The organism is Burkholderia sp. Se-20373 (genome assembly GCF_017104705.1).
Lineage (GTDB): Bacteria > Pseudomonadota > Gammaproteobacteria > Burkholderiales > Burkholderiaceae > Burkholderia.
Window position 1 is genome coordinate 36,060 of record NZ_JAAGPH010000047.1, and the last position, 15,014, is coordinate 51,073.

Sequence of the window (15,014 nt, forward strand, 5' to 3'; positions counted from 1 at the left end):
TAAACGATAGCCCTCGATATGCAACTCCTCACGATCGGAATCAATCACCACACTGCGCCTGTCGCCTTGCGCGAACGCGTGGCGTTTCCGCTCGAGCAGATCAAGCCGGCTCTCGTCACGTTCAAGAACGTGTTTCTCGGCCCCCAGGCGCCCAATACGCCCGAAGCGGCGATCCTCTCCACCTGCAACCGCACCGAACTGTATTGCGCGACCGACGATCGCGCCGCACGCGAAGGCGCGATCCGCTGGCTGTCGGAGTATCACCGGATCCCGGTCGACGAACTCGCGCCGCACGTCTACGCGCTGCCGCAGTCGGAAGCGGTCCGGCACGCGTTTCGCGTCGCATCCGGCCTCGATTCGATGGTGCTCGGCGAAACGCAGATTCTGGGCCAGATGAAGGACGCCGTCCGCACCGCGACGGAAGCCGGCGCACTCGGCACCTATCTGAACCAGCTGTTCCAGCGCACGTTCGCGGTCGCGAAGGAAGTGCGCGGCACGACCGAAATCGGCACGCAGTCGGTGTCGATGGCCGCCGCCGCGGTGCGCCTCGCGCAACGGATCTTCGAAAAGGTGTCGGATCAGCGCGTGCTGTTCATCGGCGCCGGCGAAATGATCGAGCTGTGCGCGACGCACTTCGCCGCGCAAGGCCCGCGCGAACTCGTCGTCGCGAACCGCACGGCCGAGCGCGGCCAGCGGCTCGCCGAACGCTTCAACGGCCGTGCGATGCCGCTCGCCGACCTGCCGACCCGCATGCACGAGTTCGACATCATCGTGTCGTGCACGGCGTCGACGCTGCCGATCATCGGCCTCGGCGCAGTCGAGCGCGCGGTGAAGGCGCGCCGCCACCGGCCGATCTTCATGGTCGACCTCGCGGTGCCGCGCGACATCGAGCCCGAAGTCGGCAAGCTGAAGGACGTATTCCTCTACACCGTCGACGATCTCGGCGCGATCGTGCGCGAAGGCAATGCATCGCGCCAGGCCGCGGTCGCGCAGGCCGAAACGATCATCGAAACGCGCGTGCAGAATTTCATGCAATGGCTCGACACGCGCAGCGTCGTGCCGGTGATCCGTCACATGCATACGCAGGCCGACGCACTGCGCCGGGCCGAAGTCGACAAGGCGCAGAAGCTGCTCGCGCGCGGCGACGATCCGGCCGCCGTGCTCGAAGCGCTGTCGCAAGCGCTGACCAACAAGCTGATCCACGGCCCGACGAGCGCGCTCAACCGCGTGAACAGCGCCGATCGCGATTCGCTGATCGACCTGATGCGCGGCTTCTACCAGCACGCCCCGCGCTCGAACGACCAGTCCGGCCACTAGCGCCGGCCGATCGCCCTGCCGCCGGCCGCGCGCCGGCCTATCCTTTCCGAATACCCCTTGCCCGGGAGCGCCGCTCCACACCATGAAGACGAGCATGCAACGCAAGCTCGACCAGCTGTCCACACGGCTGGCCGAACTGAACGACCTGCTGAGCCGCGAAAACGTCACGGCCGACCTCGACCAGTACCGCAAGCTCACGCGTGAACATGCGGAACTCGGCCCGGTGGTCGAACAGTACGCGCTGTGGCGCCAGTCGCGCAGCGACGAGACGGCTGCACAGGAACTGCTCGGCGATCTGTCGATGCGCGACTTCGCGGAAGACGAAATCCGCAGCGCGCGAGAGAGCATGACCCGCCTCGAGACCGAGCTGCAGAAGATGCTGCTGCCGAAGGATCCGAACGACGACCGCAACATCTTCCTCGAAATCCGTGCGGGCACGGGCGGCGACGAATCGGCGCTGTTCGCGGGCGACCTGCTGCGCATGTACCTGCGCTTCGCGGAACGCCAGCGCTGGCAGGTCGAAATGATGTCGGAGAGCGCGTCGGATCTCGGCGGCTACAAGGAAGTGATCGTGCGGATCGCGGGCCAGGGCGCGTATTCGCGCCTGAAGTTCGAATCGGGCGGCCATCGCGTGCAGCGCGTGCCGGCCACCGAAACGCAGGGGCGCATCCACACGTCCGCGTGCACGGTCGCGGTGATGCCGGAAGCCGACGAAATCGGCGAGGTCGAGATCAATCCGGCCGACCTGCGGATCGACACGTTCCGCGCGTCCGGCGCGGGCGGCCAGCACATCAACAAGACCGATTCGGCGGTGCGCGTCACGCACATTCCGACCGGGATCGTCGTCGAGTGCCAGGACGACCGCTCGCAGCACAAGAACAAGGATCGCGCGCTGAAGGTGCTCGCCGCGCGCATCAAGGACAAGCAGTATCACGAGCAGCACGCGAAGGAAGCCGCGACGCGCAAGAGCCTGATCGGCTCCGGTGACCGCTCGGAGCGGATCCGCACGTACAACTTCCCGCAGGGCCGGATGACCGACCACCGGATCAACCTGACGCTGTACCGGCTCGAGGCGCTCATGGACGGCGACCTCGACGAACTGATCAGCGCGCTGGTCAGCGAACACCAGGCCGAACTGCTCGCGTCGCTCGGCGATGCCGACTGAGGCCGCGATGCCCGACACTTCCGCCGACGAACTGCTGCGCGCGTCGCCGCTCGACGCGGTCGATGCGCGCGTGTTGCTCGCGCACGCACTCGGCTGGACCCGCACGCAATTGATCACGCGCGGCGACACGCCGCTCGACGCGGCCGCGGTCGAACGCTACCGCGCGCTCGAGGCACGCCGCCTGGCCGGCGAGCCGGTCGCGCAGCTCGTCGGGATGCGCGAATTCTTCGGCCGGCCGTTCGACGTGACGCCCGACGTGCTGATTCCGCGCCCCGAAACCGAACTGCTCGTCGAGGCCGCACTCGATGCGATCGACGGGCTGCCGCGTCCGGCCGTGCTCGATCTCGGCACGGGCAGCGGCGCGATCGCCGTATCGATCGCCGCCGAGCGTCCCGATGCGCGCGTGTGGGCGCTCGACCGTTCGCCGGCCGCCCTTGAGGTTGCACAACGCAACGCCGGCAAGCTGCTCGACGCGCGCCGTCCCGGCGGCCCGCTGCACTGGCTGCAAAGCGACTGGTACGCGGCGCTCGATCCGGCACTCGCATTCGACGCGATCGTCAGCAACCCGCCCTACATCGCGCAGCACGATCCGCACCTCGAGCAAGGCGACCTGCGTTTCGAGCCGCGCGGCGCGCTCACCGACGATGCCGACGGCCTCAGCGCGATCCGCACGATCGTCGCGGGCGCCGGCTCTTATCTGAAACCGGGCGGCACGCTCTGGATCGAGCATGGCTACGACCAGGCCGAGGCCGTGCGCGCGGTGCTCGCCTCCCACGGCTTCGTCGCGGTCGAATCGCTCGCAGATCTGGCCGCCATCGAACGCACGACAGGCGGCCGCCTGCCGGGCTGATGCCCGGCCCGCCCGGTTGAAATCCGCTATCATTTCGATCTAACGCCCCGCAAACGCAAGGTCAGTCATGGACACCCAACAACGTATCAAGCAAATCGTCGACGAAAACCAGGTCGTGCTCTTCATGAAGGGCAACGCGCAATTCCCGATGTGCGGCTTTTCGGGCCGCGCCATCCAGGTGCTGAAAGCCTGCGGCGTCGACCAGTTCAAGACGGTCAACGTCCTCGAAGACGACGAGATCCGCCAGGGCATCAAGGCATTCTCGAACTGGCCGACCATCCCGCAGCTCTACGTGAAGGGCGAATTCATCGGCGGCTCGGACATCATGATGGAGATGTACCAGTCGGGCGAACTGCAGCAACTGTTCGCCGCCGCGTAATACGCCCCTCCTTTCGATGGCATCTCCCAGTGCGCCGCCACGCCGGCTGATCGTCGCGATCACCGGCGCCACCGGCGCGATCTACGGCGTACGGCTGCTCGACCTGCTGCGCGCCGCCGGCGGCGTCGAGACGCACCTGCTGATTTCGAACGCCGGCTGGCTCAACATCCAGCACGAACTGAAGCTGTCGAAGGCCGATGTCGAAAGCCGTGCGGACGTCGTGCATTCGGTGCGCGACGTCGGCGCGACGATCGCATCGGGGTCGTTCGCGACCGACGGCATGGTGATCGCGCCCTGCTCGATGAAGACGCTCGCGAGCGTCGCGCACGGGCTGTCCGACAACCTGATCACGCGCGCAGCCGACGTCACGCTGAAGGAACGCCGCCGCCTCGTGCTGATGGTGCGCGAAACGCCGTTCAACCTCGCGCATCTGCGCAACATGACGGCCGTCACCGAAATGGGCGGCATCGTCTTCCCGCCGCTGCCCGCGTTCTACGCGATGCCGAAGACGATCGAGGAACTCGTCGACCAGACCGTCACGCGCGTGCTCGACCTGTTCGCGCTCAGCGCGCCGCTGACGACGCCGTGGGCCGGTATCCGGCACGCGCAGTAAGCGAGCGCCCCACGATCCATTCGTCGCCCATTTGCGCCGATTTTCAGCGGAATTCATTCAATTGAGCGAATACGACGCCCAACTGCCGTGAAGCGCTCGGCGCTGCCCGGATTATCAACCAACAAGCGTCAATCAAATTCCCAATCGCGGATTTATCAATATCCGGTGCGCGCCTATAGTCACAGGCAAATCCCTTTGCAGGCCACCACCATGAACCGCTTGCCTTCGCTCTACCTGTCCCACGGTGCCCCGACGCTGCCGATCGACCCGACGCTGCCGTCCGGCGCGTTCACGCACCTCGCCGCCGAATTGCCGCGCCCGCGCGCGGTGCTGATGCTGTCCGCGCACTGGGGCACGCAGCGCCCCGTTGCCAGCATCGCCGCGCATCCGGAAACGATCCACGATTTCTACGGCTTTCCGCAGGCGCTGTACGACATCCGCTACCCGGCGCCCGGCGCGCCCGACGTCGCCGAACGCGCGGCCGGGCTGCTGAATGCGGCCGGCATCGAGACCGCGACGACCGAGCACGGCCTCGACCACGGTGCGTGGGTGCCGATGCTGCTGATGTTCCCGGAAGCCGACGTGCCGGTGGCGCAGTTGTCGATCCAGCCGCGCGCGGATGCCGCCCACCACTTCGCGCTCGGCCGCGCGCTGCGACCGCTGCGCGACGAGGGCGTGATGGTGATCGGCTCCGGCCAGATCACGCATAACCTGCGCGCCGCCGATTTCGGTGCGGCACCGGAGGATGCGGATCCGCGTGTCGCGGAATTCACCGACTGGTTCGAGGCGAAGCTGGCCGCGCGCGACGTCGACGCGCTGCTCGACTACCGCCGGCAGGCGCCGCACGCGGCGCTGATGCATCCGACCGACGAGCATCTGCTGCCGGTGTTCACGGCACTCGGCGCGGCGGACGACGACTACCAGCTCGGCATCCAGTCACTCGGTACGTACCAGCGCGTGCTCGCGATGACGAACTACGTGTTCGCCGGCACGACCGCCTGAGCGGCCGCGCGGCAGCCGCCGACCGCCCAACAAAAAACCCGCCCGAGCATCGCTCGGGCGGGTTTTTTTACGCCGCTTGCTGCCGCCGCCGAATCCGGCGACAGGTCACGCGTCAGGCACCGACCCCCTCGAGGATCTCGTCGTGCGATTCACGCTCGTCGAGATACTTGGTCCGGTAACCGGTATTCACGCCCCAGAAGTAGAACACCAGCGAGATCGCCGCGACGACCAGCATGTCCCAGCCGTACGGCAGCACGCCGTGGCCGCCGAATTCCTTGCTGCCGATCAGCGACAGCACGGCCATCGTCGGCAGGTACGCGACCAGCCACCAGGCGGCCTTCAGGTCGTCACCCCAGCCGGTCCAGCCCGACTTCGCCTGGAAGTAGAAGTACACCGGCAGCGCGACGATCATCAGCAGGATGATTTCGCCCGTCAGCGGCCACTTCGCCCAGTACAGGATCAGCGACGCGCAGACGAATGCGAACGGGGCGATCAGCTTCATCAGCGGAATCGACAGCGGACGCTCGATGTCGGTCGCCGCCCGGCGCAGCGCCATCAGGCTGATCGGGCCGGTCAGGTACGAAATCACCGTCGCCACCGAGATCACTGCCGCGAGCGAGCTCCAGCCGCGGAAGAAGAACAGGAAGACGAACGACACGAGCAGGTTGAACCACATCGCTTGGCGCGGCACGCCGTAGATCGGATGCACGTTGCCGAACATCTTCGGCATCGTGTTGTTGCGCTCCATCGCGTAGATCATGCGGGTGGTCGTCGCCATGTAGGTCGTACCGGTGCCGCTCGGGCTGATGAACGCGTCGACATACAGCAGGATCGCGAGCCAGTTCAGGTTCAGCGCGATCGCGAGTTCCGCGAACGGCGACGAGAAGTTGAAGTGCGCCCAGCCCTTCGCGACGTCGGCCGGATTCACCGAGCCGATATACGCCATCTGCAGCAGCACGTAGATCACGAGTGCGAGCAGGATCGACGTGATCACCGCGAACGGCACGCTGCGCGACGGGTTGCGCGCTTCACCGGCCAGGTTCACCGGGCTCTGGAAGCCGTTGAACGCGAACACGATGCCGCTCGTCGCGACCGCGGTCAGCACGGCCGACCAGCCGTACGGCGCGAAGCTCGCATTGGACGCAGTGCCGAGGTTCTCCGCATGGAAGCTCGTCAGCATCAGGCCGAGGATCGTGAGGCCGGGGATCAGGAACTTGAAGATCGTGATCGCCGTGTTCGCCCGCGCGAAGGCCTTGACGCCCCAGTAGTTCAGCATGAAGTAGACGACGACCAGCACGGCCGACAGCAGCAGGCCGAGTGTCTGCAATTCGCCGTTCACGAACAATGCATGCGCCCACGGATACGGCCACGTACTCATGTACTGGATCGACGCTTCAGCCTCGATCGGGATCACGGATACGATCGCGATCCAGTTCGCCCACGCACTGATGAAACCGACCAGCGAGCCGTGCGAGTAGCGCGCGTAGCGCACCATGCCGCCCGACTCGGGGAACATCGCGCCCAATTCCGCGTAAGTCAGTGCAATGGCGAGAATCACGACAGCGCCGATGATCCATGCACAGATCGCCGCCGGACCGGCAATCTTCGCGGCCTTCCAGGCGCCGAACAGCCAGCCCGAGCCGATAATCGAACCCAGCCCCGTCAGCATCAATGCAAACGGGCCGATGTTCCGTTGAATAGAACTCTTCACATCCTCTCCTGTGTCTCAAAAAGCATGGTCGGCTCGCGGTCCGGGATCGGCTCGGACAGCACCGCGCACGCAATTTTGGGGGGGCGTGTCACCCGATCGGGGCAACCCGTCCACGCGGCGCGTAGTTTAACGGTTGCACCTCAAACGTGGCGCCAAAATCGTTCGGCCCCTACAAAAAATTCGCATCGTTTGCAAGCTTTGTAAACCTCATCTCCGCAATAACCCTGAGTCCATGGAAATACGGTTGACCACGCGGTTGATAAGCCGTATAAAGGACTTCGCAGGATTTCAAGTGGCGAGTGAATTGGTTCTTTCGTAGTTCGCCCATCAACGGTACTCCGGTTGGTCCTATTACCCCCTTCCTTGATTTTCCGCACCCCATGGGCCTCGGCCCCGTTTTATCTTTTTAGGAACAAGTAACATGGCAACCGGTACCGTCAAGTGGTTCAATGACGCAAAGGGCTTCGGCTTCATCACCCCGGAAGGCGGCGGCGACGATCTGTTCGCGCACTTCTCGGAAATCCGCGTCGAAGGCTTCAAGACGCTGCAAGAAAACCAGAAGGTTGAATTCGAAGTGAAGACGGGCCCGAAGGGTCTGCAAGCTGCGAACATCCGTCCGGTCTAAGCTTGGCGCGATAATTCGTGAAAAAAAGCCCCGCTTCGGCGGGGCTTTTTGTTTTTCGGCGCCGGTCGACCGGCATCGCGGCCTTTCAGCCGCCCGCATTCAACCGAACAATCGCTGCGCGTGAATGCCGAGGCCCGTCGCGACACTCGCGAGGCGGTCGCCGAATACCGGCTGTGCATCCGGGAATGCGCCCGCGAGCGCGCCCGACAGGAACGCGAGCCCCGTCGAGCCGCCGGTGAAATACAGGGCACCGACATCGCGCGGCGCCACGCCTGCCAGCCGCACCGTCTCGCGCGCGGCGTCGACGATGCGTGCGGTGTCGTCGTGGCTCGCGTCGACGAGCCGGTCGGCATCGAATGCGATCTGCAGATCCTCTTCCACGTCGTTCAGGTCGATCATCGTCTCCCCGCCCGCCGCGACGCCGATCTTCGCTTCTTCCGCACGCGCCATCAGCGCATGCCCGAGCCGCTGCTCGACCACGCTCGTGAGCCGGTCGTACTGCTGCACGTCCCGGTACAGGTGCTTCATCAGCTTCAGCTCGCCGAGCCGCTTCGGCGTATAGACCGTGTTGATCAGGTGCCAGGTGGCGAGATCGAAATAGATCTTGTTCGGCAGCTCGCGCCCTTCGGGGTCGAGCGAGCGGTAGCCGAATGCGGGCAGGATCGCCGCCAGCTCGACACGCCGATCGTAATCGGTGCCCGCGACGTGCACGCCGTGGTGGGCCAGCACGTCGTCCTTGCGCTCGAGCCGCGCCATCCGTTCGGGCCCGACGCGCACCAGCGAGAAGTCGGACGTGCCGCCGCCGATGTCGGCGACGAGCACGAGGCGCTCCGCCTGCTGGCGCGACTCGTAGTCGAACGCGGCCGCGATCGGTTCGTACTGGAATTGCACGTCCGTGAAGCCGACCGATCGCGCGGCGGCCTCGAGCTGGTCCTGGGCGAGGCGGTCGGCGCGTGGATCGTCGTCGACGAAGAATACCGGCCGGCCGAGCACCGCACGGCCGATCGGCGCGCCCGCGCGGGCTTCGGCCTTGCGCTTCAGGTGCGTCAGGAAGCGCGCGATGATTTCGGTGTACGCGATCGCGCTGCCGTCGCCGAGATCGGTCGTCGTTTCCGCGAGCGGCGAGCCGAGGATGCTCTTCATCGAGCGCATCAGCCGGCCGTCGAAACCGTCGATATAGGAAGCCAGCGCCGCACGGCCGTATTCGACCGTCTCTTCGTCGTTGTTGAAGAAGATCGCGGTGGGCAGCGTCAGGTGGTCGCCCTCGACGGGCGCGAGGCGCATGCCGTCGCCGTCGGGCAGCGCCACGGCGGAATTGGACGTGCCGAAATCGATCGCGCAGTAAGTCATGGGAAGTTGCCGCAGCAGGGCCGGCGCGAAAACGGAAAGGACGGGCTTTTTAACATGAAGCCCGCGGGATCACAACCGGGGCCGGCCACCAGTCCCGCGCAACGGCCCCTGGCGGCGACGGCGCGCAACCTGGCGCGCCGGGGGGAGATACGGGCGGGATGCGCGACGCAGCCCGTCCGCCACGCAGGTCAGGCTGCCGCGTCGAAACCCTTCTTCCACGCGCCCGCATAGACGACCTCGCCGATCGCGTGGCGCGTGCGCGGCGCCTTCTCGCGATCGCGCAGCACCGGATCGAGCTTGTCGACGTTGCCGTAGTGACCGAGCGAGATGATCGCCGGAATCGCGACGTCGGCCGGAATCGCGAACGCATCGCGGAACGCCTTCGCGTCGAAGCCGCTCATCTGATGGGCGGCCAGGCCCAGTGCGTGCGCCTGCAGCACCAGCGACATCGCGGCGGCGCCCGCGTCGTACAGCGCGGTGGGAGCCGGTTCACCCTTCGGCGTGAGCGTATGCGCAGTCACCGCGATCAGCACGGGCGCCGGCGCATTCCAGCCCTGGTTGAACGGCACCAGCGTCGCGAACGCACGCTTGAACGCGTCTTCGTCCTGCGTGCGGTCGAATACGATGAAGCGCCACGGCTGCGCGTTGTACGCGGACGGCGCCCAGCGGGCGGCTTCGAGCACCGCGTGCAGGTCGCCGGCGCTGACGGCTTCATCCGAATACGCGCGCGGGCTCCAGCGGCCCGCGATCAGATCGTGAATCGAAACAGTGGTGGGAGCAGGTTTGACGGACATGCGGTTCCTCGCTGACATCGATGAAGGGGCGCGAACGCCTCGCGAACCGCAAGCATACCCGCTTGAGCCGATGCGCGCCCGATCCTCCCGCGCTATGCAAATCTCCGGGCGTGCATTGCCCGGCCGACCGCCGCGCGGCCGGGCGGGCCACCGGATTGCCGCGCTCAGACCGCCTGCGCGGCTGCGCGCGACGGGCCGCGGTTGATCCGCAGCACGATCAGCGCGCCGACGATGCACAGCCCGCCCGAGATCATCGACGCGATCGTGTAGGTGCCGAGGCTGGCGCGCAGCAGCCCCGCGCCGAGCGCCGCGAACGCCGCGCCGAGCTGGTGGCCGGCGACGATCCAGCCGAACACGACGGGCGCCGCGGCCTTGCCGAACACGTCGGTCGCGAGGCGCACGGTCGGCGGCACGGTCGCGATCCAGTCGAGCCCGTAGAACATCGCGAACAGCGGCAGCCCGAAGAAATCGATCCCGAACGCGTGCGGCAGGTAGATCAGCGACAGCCCGCGCAGCCCGTAGTACCAGAACAGCAGCACACGGTTGTCGTAGCGGTCGGACAGCCAACCCGACAGCGTCGTGCCGAACAGGTCGAACACACCCATCGCCGCAAGCAGCGACGCGCCCTGCACTTCCGTCATCCCGTAGTCGCTGCACATCGCGATCAGGTGCGTGCCGACGTAACCGTTGGTGCTCGCGCCGCAGATGAAGAAACTGAAGAACAGCAGCCAGAAATCGCGCGAACGGCTCGCCGTCAGCAGCGTGCGGAACGCGACCGTGAGCGGGTTCTCCTTCGCCGCGTCGGGCGCGGCCGGCGCATCGGCCGATTCGCCGTACGGGCGCAACTGGACGTCGGCCGGCCGTTCGGGCAACAGGAAGGCCACGAGCGGAATCACGATCGCGGCCGCGACCGCAACGACCAGCACGACCGGCCGCCAGCCATGGCGCTGCGCGATCGCCGCGAGCATCGGCAGGAACACGAGCTGGCCGGTGGCCGTGCTCGCGGTCAGGATCCCCATTACGAGGCCGCGCCGCGCATGGAACCAGCGCGTGACGAAGGTCGCGGACAGCGTCAGCGCGACCACGCCCGTCGAGCAGCCGACCATCAGGCCCCAGATCACCACCATCTGCCAGCTCTGCGTCATCATCGACGACAGCGCGACGCCCGCGCTCATCGTCACGAGCGCGGTGAGAATGGTCGGACGCAGCCCGAAGCGCTGCATCGCGGCGGCCGCGAACGGGCCCGTCAGTCCGTACAGCGCGATGTTCACCGAGATCGCCAGCGAAATCGCCGCGCGGCTCCAGCCGAGCTCGCGCTCGAGCGGCACCATCAGCACGCTCGGCGTCGCGCGCGTGCCGGCCGCCGCCAGCAGGATCAGGAATACCACCGCCGCCGCGAGCCATCCGTAGTGGAAGCGCCCGCCGATTCGTGTCACCGCCCAGTTCATCTTCGCGTTCTCCAGTTGGCGGCTCCGGTGCCTCCGCACCCGCTCCGCCCGCCCTGCCAGGCCACCTCCGCCGCACGCTGCATCGGCTGACCCGGGCCGACGCTTGGCATTTGTCTGTCGATCCGGTCGGCGTTGTTACCGACCAGTCACAAGTGTGTTGCGATCGTAGTGACCAATCGGTAACATGTCAAGCAATCCAATATGCAGTCGAGGGTCATCATGTCGGGCATCGAGATCGCCAAACCGCTGCCGCGCCGCACGCGCCGGCCGATCGACGGCGCCACCGCGCAGGAGCACCTGCTGCGCGCCGCCGAGGAGCTGTTTTACAAGGAAGGCGTTCGGACGGTGGGCGTCGAGGCGGTCGTGGAGCGCGCGGGCGTCAACAAGATGAGCCTGTATCGCCAGTTCTCGTCGAAGGACGAGCTGATCCTCGCGTACCTGGAGCGGATGGATGCGTGCTTCTTCGACCGCTTCAACACGAGCGTCGCGAAGCACCCGGGCCAGCCGAAAGCGCAGCTGATCCAGTATTTCGTCGATCTCGCCGAGCGCGCGACGCAGCAGGATTACCGCGGTTGCCCGTTCGTCAACGTCGCGGCCGAATTCCCGGATGCGTCGCACCCGGCGCGCGAGCGCGTCGCGCAGAACAAGGAACAGCTGATGAAGCGGCTCGTCGCGCTATGCGAAGACGCCGGCGCGCGGCAGCCGCAGGCGCTCGCCGACTCGCTCGCGCTGGTGATCGAAGGCATCTACGCGGCAAGCCAGACCTACCGGCACGGCGAAACGCCGATCGGCGTCGCGCCCGCACTCGTCACGCAGTTGATCGAGGCCGCCTGCGCGTGACGGCGCGCCCGCTACAATGCGGCCCTCGCCGCCCTTCCGCCCAACTGGTTTCACGATGACCGACACCCGCCCCGAATCGCACGACGACATCCTCACCGCCACGCGGCACTGGCTCGCGCGCGCGGTGATCGGGCTCAATCTGTGCCCGTTCGCGAAAAGCGTCTATGTGAAGGAACAGGTGCGCTACGCGATCAGCGAGGCGACGACGCTGGAAGACGCGCTCGCCGAACTCGAAACGGAGTTGCGCGCGCTCGACGCGGCGGACCCGCGGCAGGTCGACACGACGCTCGTGATCTTCCCGCATGCGTTCGCCGATTTCATCGACTACAACGATGCGCTGTTCTTTGCCGACCGGCTGGTGCGGCAACTGCGGCTCGACGGCGTGCTGCAGATCGCGAGCTTCCACCCGGACTATCGGTTCGAGGGCAGCGAGCCCGACGACATCGAGAACTACACGAACCGCGCGCCGTACCCGATCCTGCACCTGCTGCGCGAGGACAGCATCGCGCGCGCGGTCGACGCGTTCCCGGACGCGTCCGCGATCTACGAAAAGAATCAGGAAACGCTGCGGCGCCTCGGCCATGACGGCTGGCGCGAATGGATGCGCCGGCCGGGCGACGACGTCTGACACGACGTGCAACGGACGGCGTGTAACGGGCGGCGTACACCGTGCGCCGCACGCGACGCGCCCGCCCACGTGCAGGTCAGCCGGCGGCCGGCTCGACGACCTCGCCGCCCGTCGCCGCGGCCTCCGGCACGAAGAAGCGTGCGTTCAGCTCGGCCAGCCCGAACATCCCGAGGATCTCGTTCAACCGCTCGCCGGGCCGCCGGCGCGGCAGGTTCTTGTACTGCGCGATGATCAGCTCGTTCTTCATCGAATGCTCCCAGCCGACCAGCTCGGTCACGCTGACCTGGTAGCCGTGCGCTTCGAGCTGCAGGCAGCGCAGCACATTGGTGATCTGGCTGCCGAATTCGCGCGTATGCAGCGGATGCCGCCACACTTCCGTCAGCGCGTTCGCGAGCGACTTGCCCTTGTTCTTGCGCAGCACGCCCGCGACTTCCGCCTGGCAGCACGGCACCAGCACGATGTGCTGCGCGCGCTTCGCGAGCGCGAAGCGGATCGCGTCGTCGGTCGCCGTGTCGCACGCGTGCAGCGCGGTGACGACGTCGACCGTTTCAGGCAGTTTCGGCGACGTGATCGAATCGGCAACCGACAGGTTCAGGAACGACATGCCGCCGAACCCGAGCCGCGCGGCAAGCTCGGCCGAGCGCGTGACGAGCTCCTCGCGGGTCTCGATCCCGTACACGTGCGACGCGAACGCCGGCGTGCCGTGCCCCGGCTGCTGCTTGAAGAACAGGTCGTACAGGATGAAGCCGAGATACGACTTGCCCGCGCCGTGATCGACGAGCGTCACGCTGCCACGCTCGGCCTGCACGCCGGCAAGCAGCGGCTCGATGAACTGGAACAGGTGATAGACCTGCTTCAGCTTGCGGCGGCTGTCCTGGTTCAGCTTCCCGTCGCGGGTGAGGATGTGCAGTTCCTTCAGCAGCTCGACGGACTGCTCCGGGCGGATTTCGTGGGTCTTGTTCGACATCGTGATGCGGCGCCGGGCCACGGTCGGTCGACCACGGCCCGGCGGCGGGAATTCGTGAGGAATGGCGATAGTTTACCGAAAATGCGCGATCAGGCTCGCGCGCCGAGCCGCCAGAGCGACGTGACCTCGGCCTGGCGTGCCGCGTGCAGCGGATCGTCGGCGTCCATCGCCTTCGGGTGCGCGGGACGGATGTCGTCGCGGCCGAGCACCACGAGGCCGGCTTCGTCGATCCATTGCAGCAGCGTATCGCGCGGCCGCAGGCCGAGATGCTCGGCGAAATCGGACAGGATCAACCAGCCTTCGCCGCCCGGCTCGAGGTGCGCGGCGAGCCCCGCGAGGAAACCGCGCAGCATGCGGCTGTCCGGATCGTAGACCGCATATTCGATCGGCGCGCTCGGCCGGGCCGGCACCCACGGCGGGTTGCAGACCACGAGCGGCGCACGGCCGGCCGGAAACAGATCCGCCTCGACGACTTCGACGCGATCCGCATGGCCCAGCCGTTCGACGTTCTCGCGCGCACAGGCGAGCGCCCGTGCGTCCTGGTCCGTCGCGACGACACGCTCGACGCCGCGCGACGCGAGCACGGCCGCCAGCACGCCGGTGCCGGTGCCGATGTCGAACGCGAGCGACGTCGCCGGCAGCGGCGCACGCGCGACGAGTTCGACGTATTCGCCGCGCACCGGCGAGAACACGCCGTAGTGCGGGTGGATCGGCGCACCGCCGAGCGCCGGGATCGGCACCCCTTTCTTGCACCATTCGTGCGCGCCGACGAGGCCGAGCAGTTCGCGCAGCGATACGACCGACGGCGCGCCGCCGGGCCCGTACGCCTCCTCGCATGCGGCACGCACGTCGGGCGCGCGGCGCAGCGGAATCGTGTAGTCGGCCTCGAGCGGGATCAGCAGCATGCCGAGCGTGCGGGCGCGCTGCGACTGCGCGAGACGATGCAGGTTGAACGCGTCGACGCCGGCCGCGGCTTTCGCCTTCTTCGGCTTGCGCTCGACACGGCGCGCCATCGCCTGCACGAGCTGGCGCGCATTCTGGAAGTCGCCCTGCCAGACGAGCGCGGTGCCCTCGCAGGCGAGACGGTAGGCCGCGTCGGCGGTGAGGCGGTCGTCGGCGGGCACCGCACGCTTCGGCGGTTGCACGCCGGCTTCGGAGCGCCAGCGCACGGCATGATCGGCGCCGTCGGCGTCGGTCCAGTGGGTTGCCAGGGCGAAGTGGGCGTCGCGTGCTCGATGGCGGCCGCCGCGCTCGCCGCGGTGATGGGCGGCACGCCCGACCAGGTCGAGAACGCCGCCGAGATCGGCATGGAGCACAACCTCGGG

Annotated in this window: 15 protein-coding genes and 1 pseudogene; 10 read left to right on the forward strand and 6 right to left on the reverse strand. The window is 67.2% G+C overall.

Annotated elements, in window-relative coordinates:
• Positions 1–18 precede the first annotated feature (18 nt).
• From hemA to G3N96_RS17485, 6 genes are all read left to right on the forward strand, one after another.
• Positions 19–1,317: a glutamyl-tRNA reductase gene (gene hemA / locus G3N96_RS17460; RefSeq protein ID WP_206137949.1), complete on the forward strand. Its 1,299-nt coding sequence runs from the start codon at positions 19–21 to the stop codon at positions 1,315–1,317.
• A gap of 82 nt (positions 1,318–1,399) precedes the next feature.
• Positions 1,400–2,482 carry a peptide chain release factor 1 gene (prfA, locus tag G3N96_RS17465; RefSeq protein WP_124584679.1) on the forward strand — a complete coding sequence of 361 codons (1,083 nt, stop codon included), beginning with the start codon at positions 1,400–1,402 and terminating at the stop codon, positions 2,480–2,482.
• Positions 2,483–2,489: 7 nt separating this feature from the next.
• Positions 2,490–3,332, forward strand: a complete 843-nt coding sequence (gene prmC / locus G3N96_RS17470; RefSeq protein ID WP_206137950.1) for a peptide chain release factor N(5)-glutamine methyltransferase — start codon at positions 2,490–2,492, stop codon at positions 3,330–3,332.
• A gap of 67 nt (positions 3,333–3,399) precedes the next feature.
• Positions 3,400–3,711, forward strand: a complete 312-nt coding sequence (gene grxD / locus G3N96_RS17475) for a Grx4 family monothiol glutaredoxin (protein ID WP_011350791.1) — start codon at positions 3,400–3,402, stop codon at positions 3,709–3,711.
• 16 nt (positions 3,712–3,727) lie between these two features.
• Positions 3,728–4,324 carry a UbiX family flavin prenyltransferase gene (locus G3N96_RS17480; protein ID WP_048251007.1) on the forward strand — a complete coding sequence of 199 codons (597 nt, stop codon included), beginning with the start codon at positions 3,728–3,730 and terminating at the stop codon, positions 4,322–4,324.
• A 210-nt stretch (positions 4,325–4,534) separates the two neighbouring features.
• Positions 4,535–5,326, forward strand: a complete 792-nt coding sequence (locus G3N96_RS17485; protein ID WP_124584675.1) for a class III extradiol ring-cleavage dioxygenase — start codon at positions 4,535–4,537, stop codon at positions 5,324–5,326.
• Positions 5,327–5,438: 112 nt separating this feature from the next.
• Here the strand turns inward: G3N96_RS17485 and G3N96_RS17490 are convergent, their stop codons facing one another.
• Complete coding sequence (locus G3N96_RS17490) at positions 5,439–7,037, reverse strand: APC family permease (RefSeq protein WP_206137951.1); 1,599 nt, start codon at positions 7,035–7,037, stop codon at positions 5,439–5,441.
• Between the two features lie 421 nt (positions 7,038–7,458).
• On the opposite strand from G3N96_RS17490, the gene G3N96_RS17495 reads away from it, so the two are divergent.
• Positions 7,459–7,662 (forward strand): cold-shock protein, encoded by a 204-nt coding sequence (locus G3N96_RS17495; RefSeq protein ID WP_006477070.1) that lies wholly within the window; start codon positions 7,459–7,461, stop codon positions 7,660–7,662.
• Positions 7,663–7,761: 99 nt separating this feature from the next.
• Here G3N96_RS17495 and G3N96_RS17500 read toward each other — a convergent pair whose 3' ends face one another.
• The 3 genes from G3N96_RS17500 to G3N96_RS17510 all read right to left on the reverse strand — a co-directional run bounded on the left by G3N96_RS17500 (position 7,762) and on the right by G3N96_RS17510 (position 11,254).
• The gene (locus G3N96_RS17500) at positions 7,762–9,012 is read right to left on the reverse strand and encodes an Hsp70 family protein (RefSeq protein WP_124584668.1); all 1,251 of its coding nucleotides are present in this window, start codon (positions 9,010–9,012) and stop codon (positions 7,762–7,764) included.
• Positions 9,013–9,200: 188 nt separating this feature from the next.
• Entirely contained in the window at positions 9,201–9,806 is a 606-nt protein-coding gene (locus G3N96_RS17505) for a nitroreductase family protein (protein ID WP_089439116.1), read from the reverse strand.
• 164 nt (positions 9,807–9,970) lie between these two features.
• Entirely contained in the window at positions 9,971–11,254 is a 1,284-nt protein-coding gene (locus G3N96_RS17510; protein WP_206137952.1) for an MFS transporter, read from the reverse strand.
• Between the two features lie 219 nt (positions 11,255–11,473).
• Between G3N96_RS17510 and G3N96_RS17515 the strand changes: the two genes are divergently transcribed.
• Both G3N96_RS17515 and G3N96_RS17520 read left to right on the forward strand, forming a co-directional pair.
• Positions 11,474–12,094, forward strand: coding sequence for a TetR/AcrR family transcriptional regulator (locus tag G3N96_RS17515; RefSeq protein ID WP_089424373.1), 621 nt, complete (start codon positions 11,474–11,476; stop codon positions 12,092–12,094).
• A gap of 55 nt (positions 12,095–12,149) precedes the next feature.
• Complete coding sequence (locus G3N96_RS17520) at positions 12,150–12,722, forward strand: DUF1415 domain-containing protein (RefSeq protein ID WP_206137953.1); 573 nt, start codon at positions 12,150–12,152, stop codon at positions 12,720–12,722.
• A 76-nt stretch (positions 12,723–12,798) separates the two neighbouring features.
• Here G3N96_RS17520 and G3N96_RS17525 read toward each other — a convergent pair whose 3' ends face one another.
• Both G3N96_RS17525 and G3N96_RS17530 read right to left on the reverse strand, forming a co-directional pair.
• On the reverse strand, positions 12,799–13,689 hold the full coding sequence (locus tag G3N96_RS17525) for an SAM-dependent methyltransferase (RefSeq protein WP_124584662.1): 891 nt from the start codon (positions 13,687–13,689) through the stop codon (positions 12,799–12,801).
• A gap of 89 nt (positions 13,690–13,778) precedes the next feature.
• Positions 13,779–14,900 (reverse strand): class I SAM-dependent methyltransferase, encoded by a 1,122-nt coding sequence (locus G3N96_RS17530; RefSeq protein WP_206137955.1) that lies wholly within the window; start codon positions 14,898–14,900, stop codon positions 13,779–13,781.
• Here G3N96_RS17530 and G3N96_RS17535 point away from each other — a divergent pair.
• Positions 14,889–15,014, forward strand: a pseudogene (locus G3N96_RS17535) (L-serine ammonia-lyase, iron-sulfur-dependent, subunit alpha); the annotation flags it as partial. The gene G3N96_RS17530 and the pseudogene G3N96_RS17535 overlap by 12 nt on opposite strands.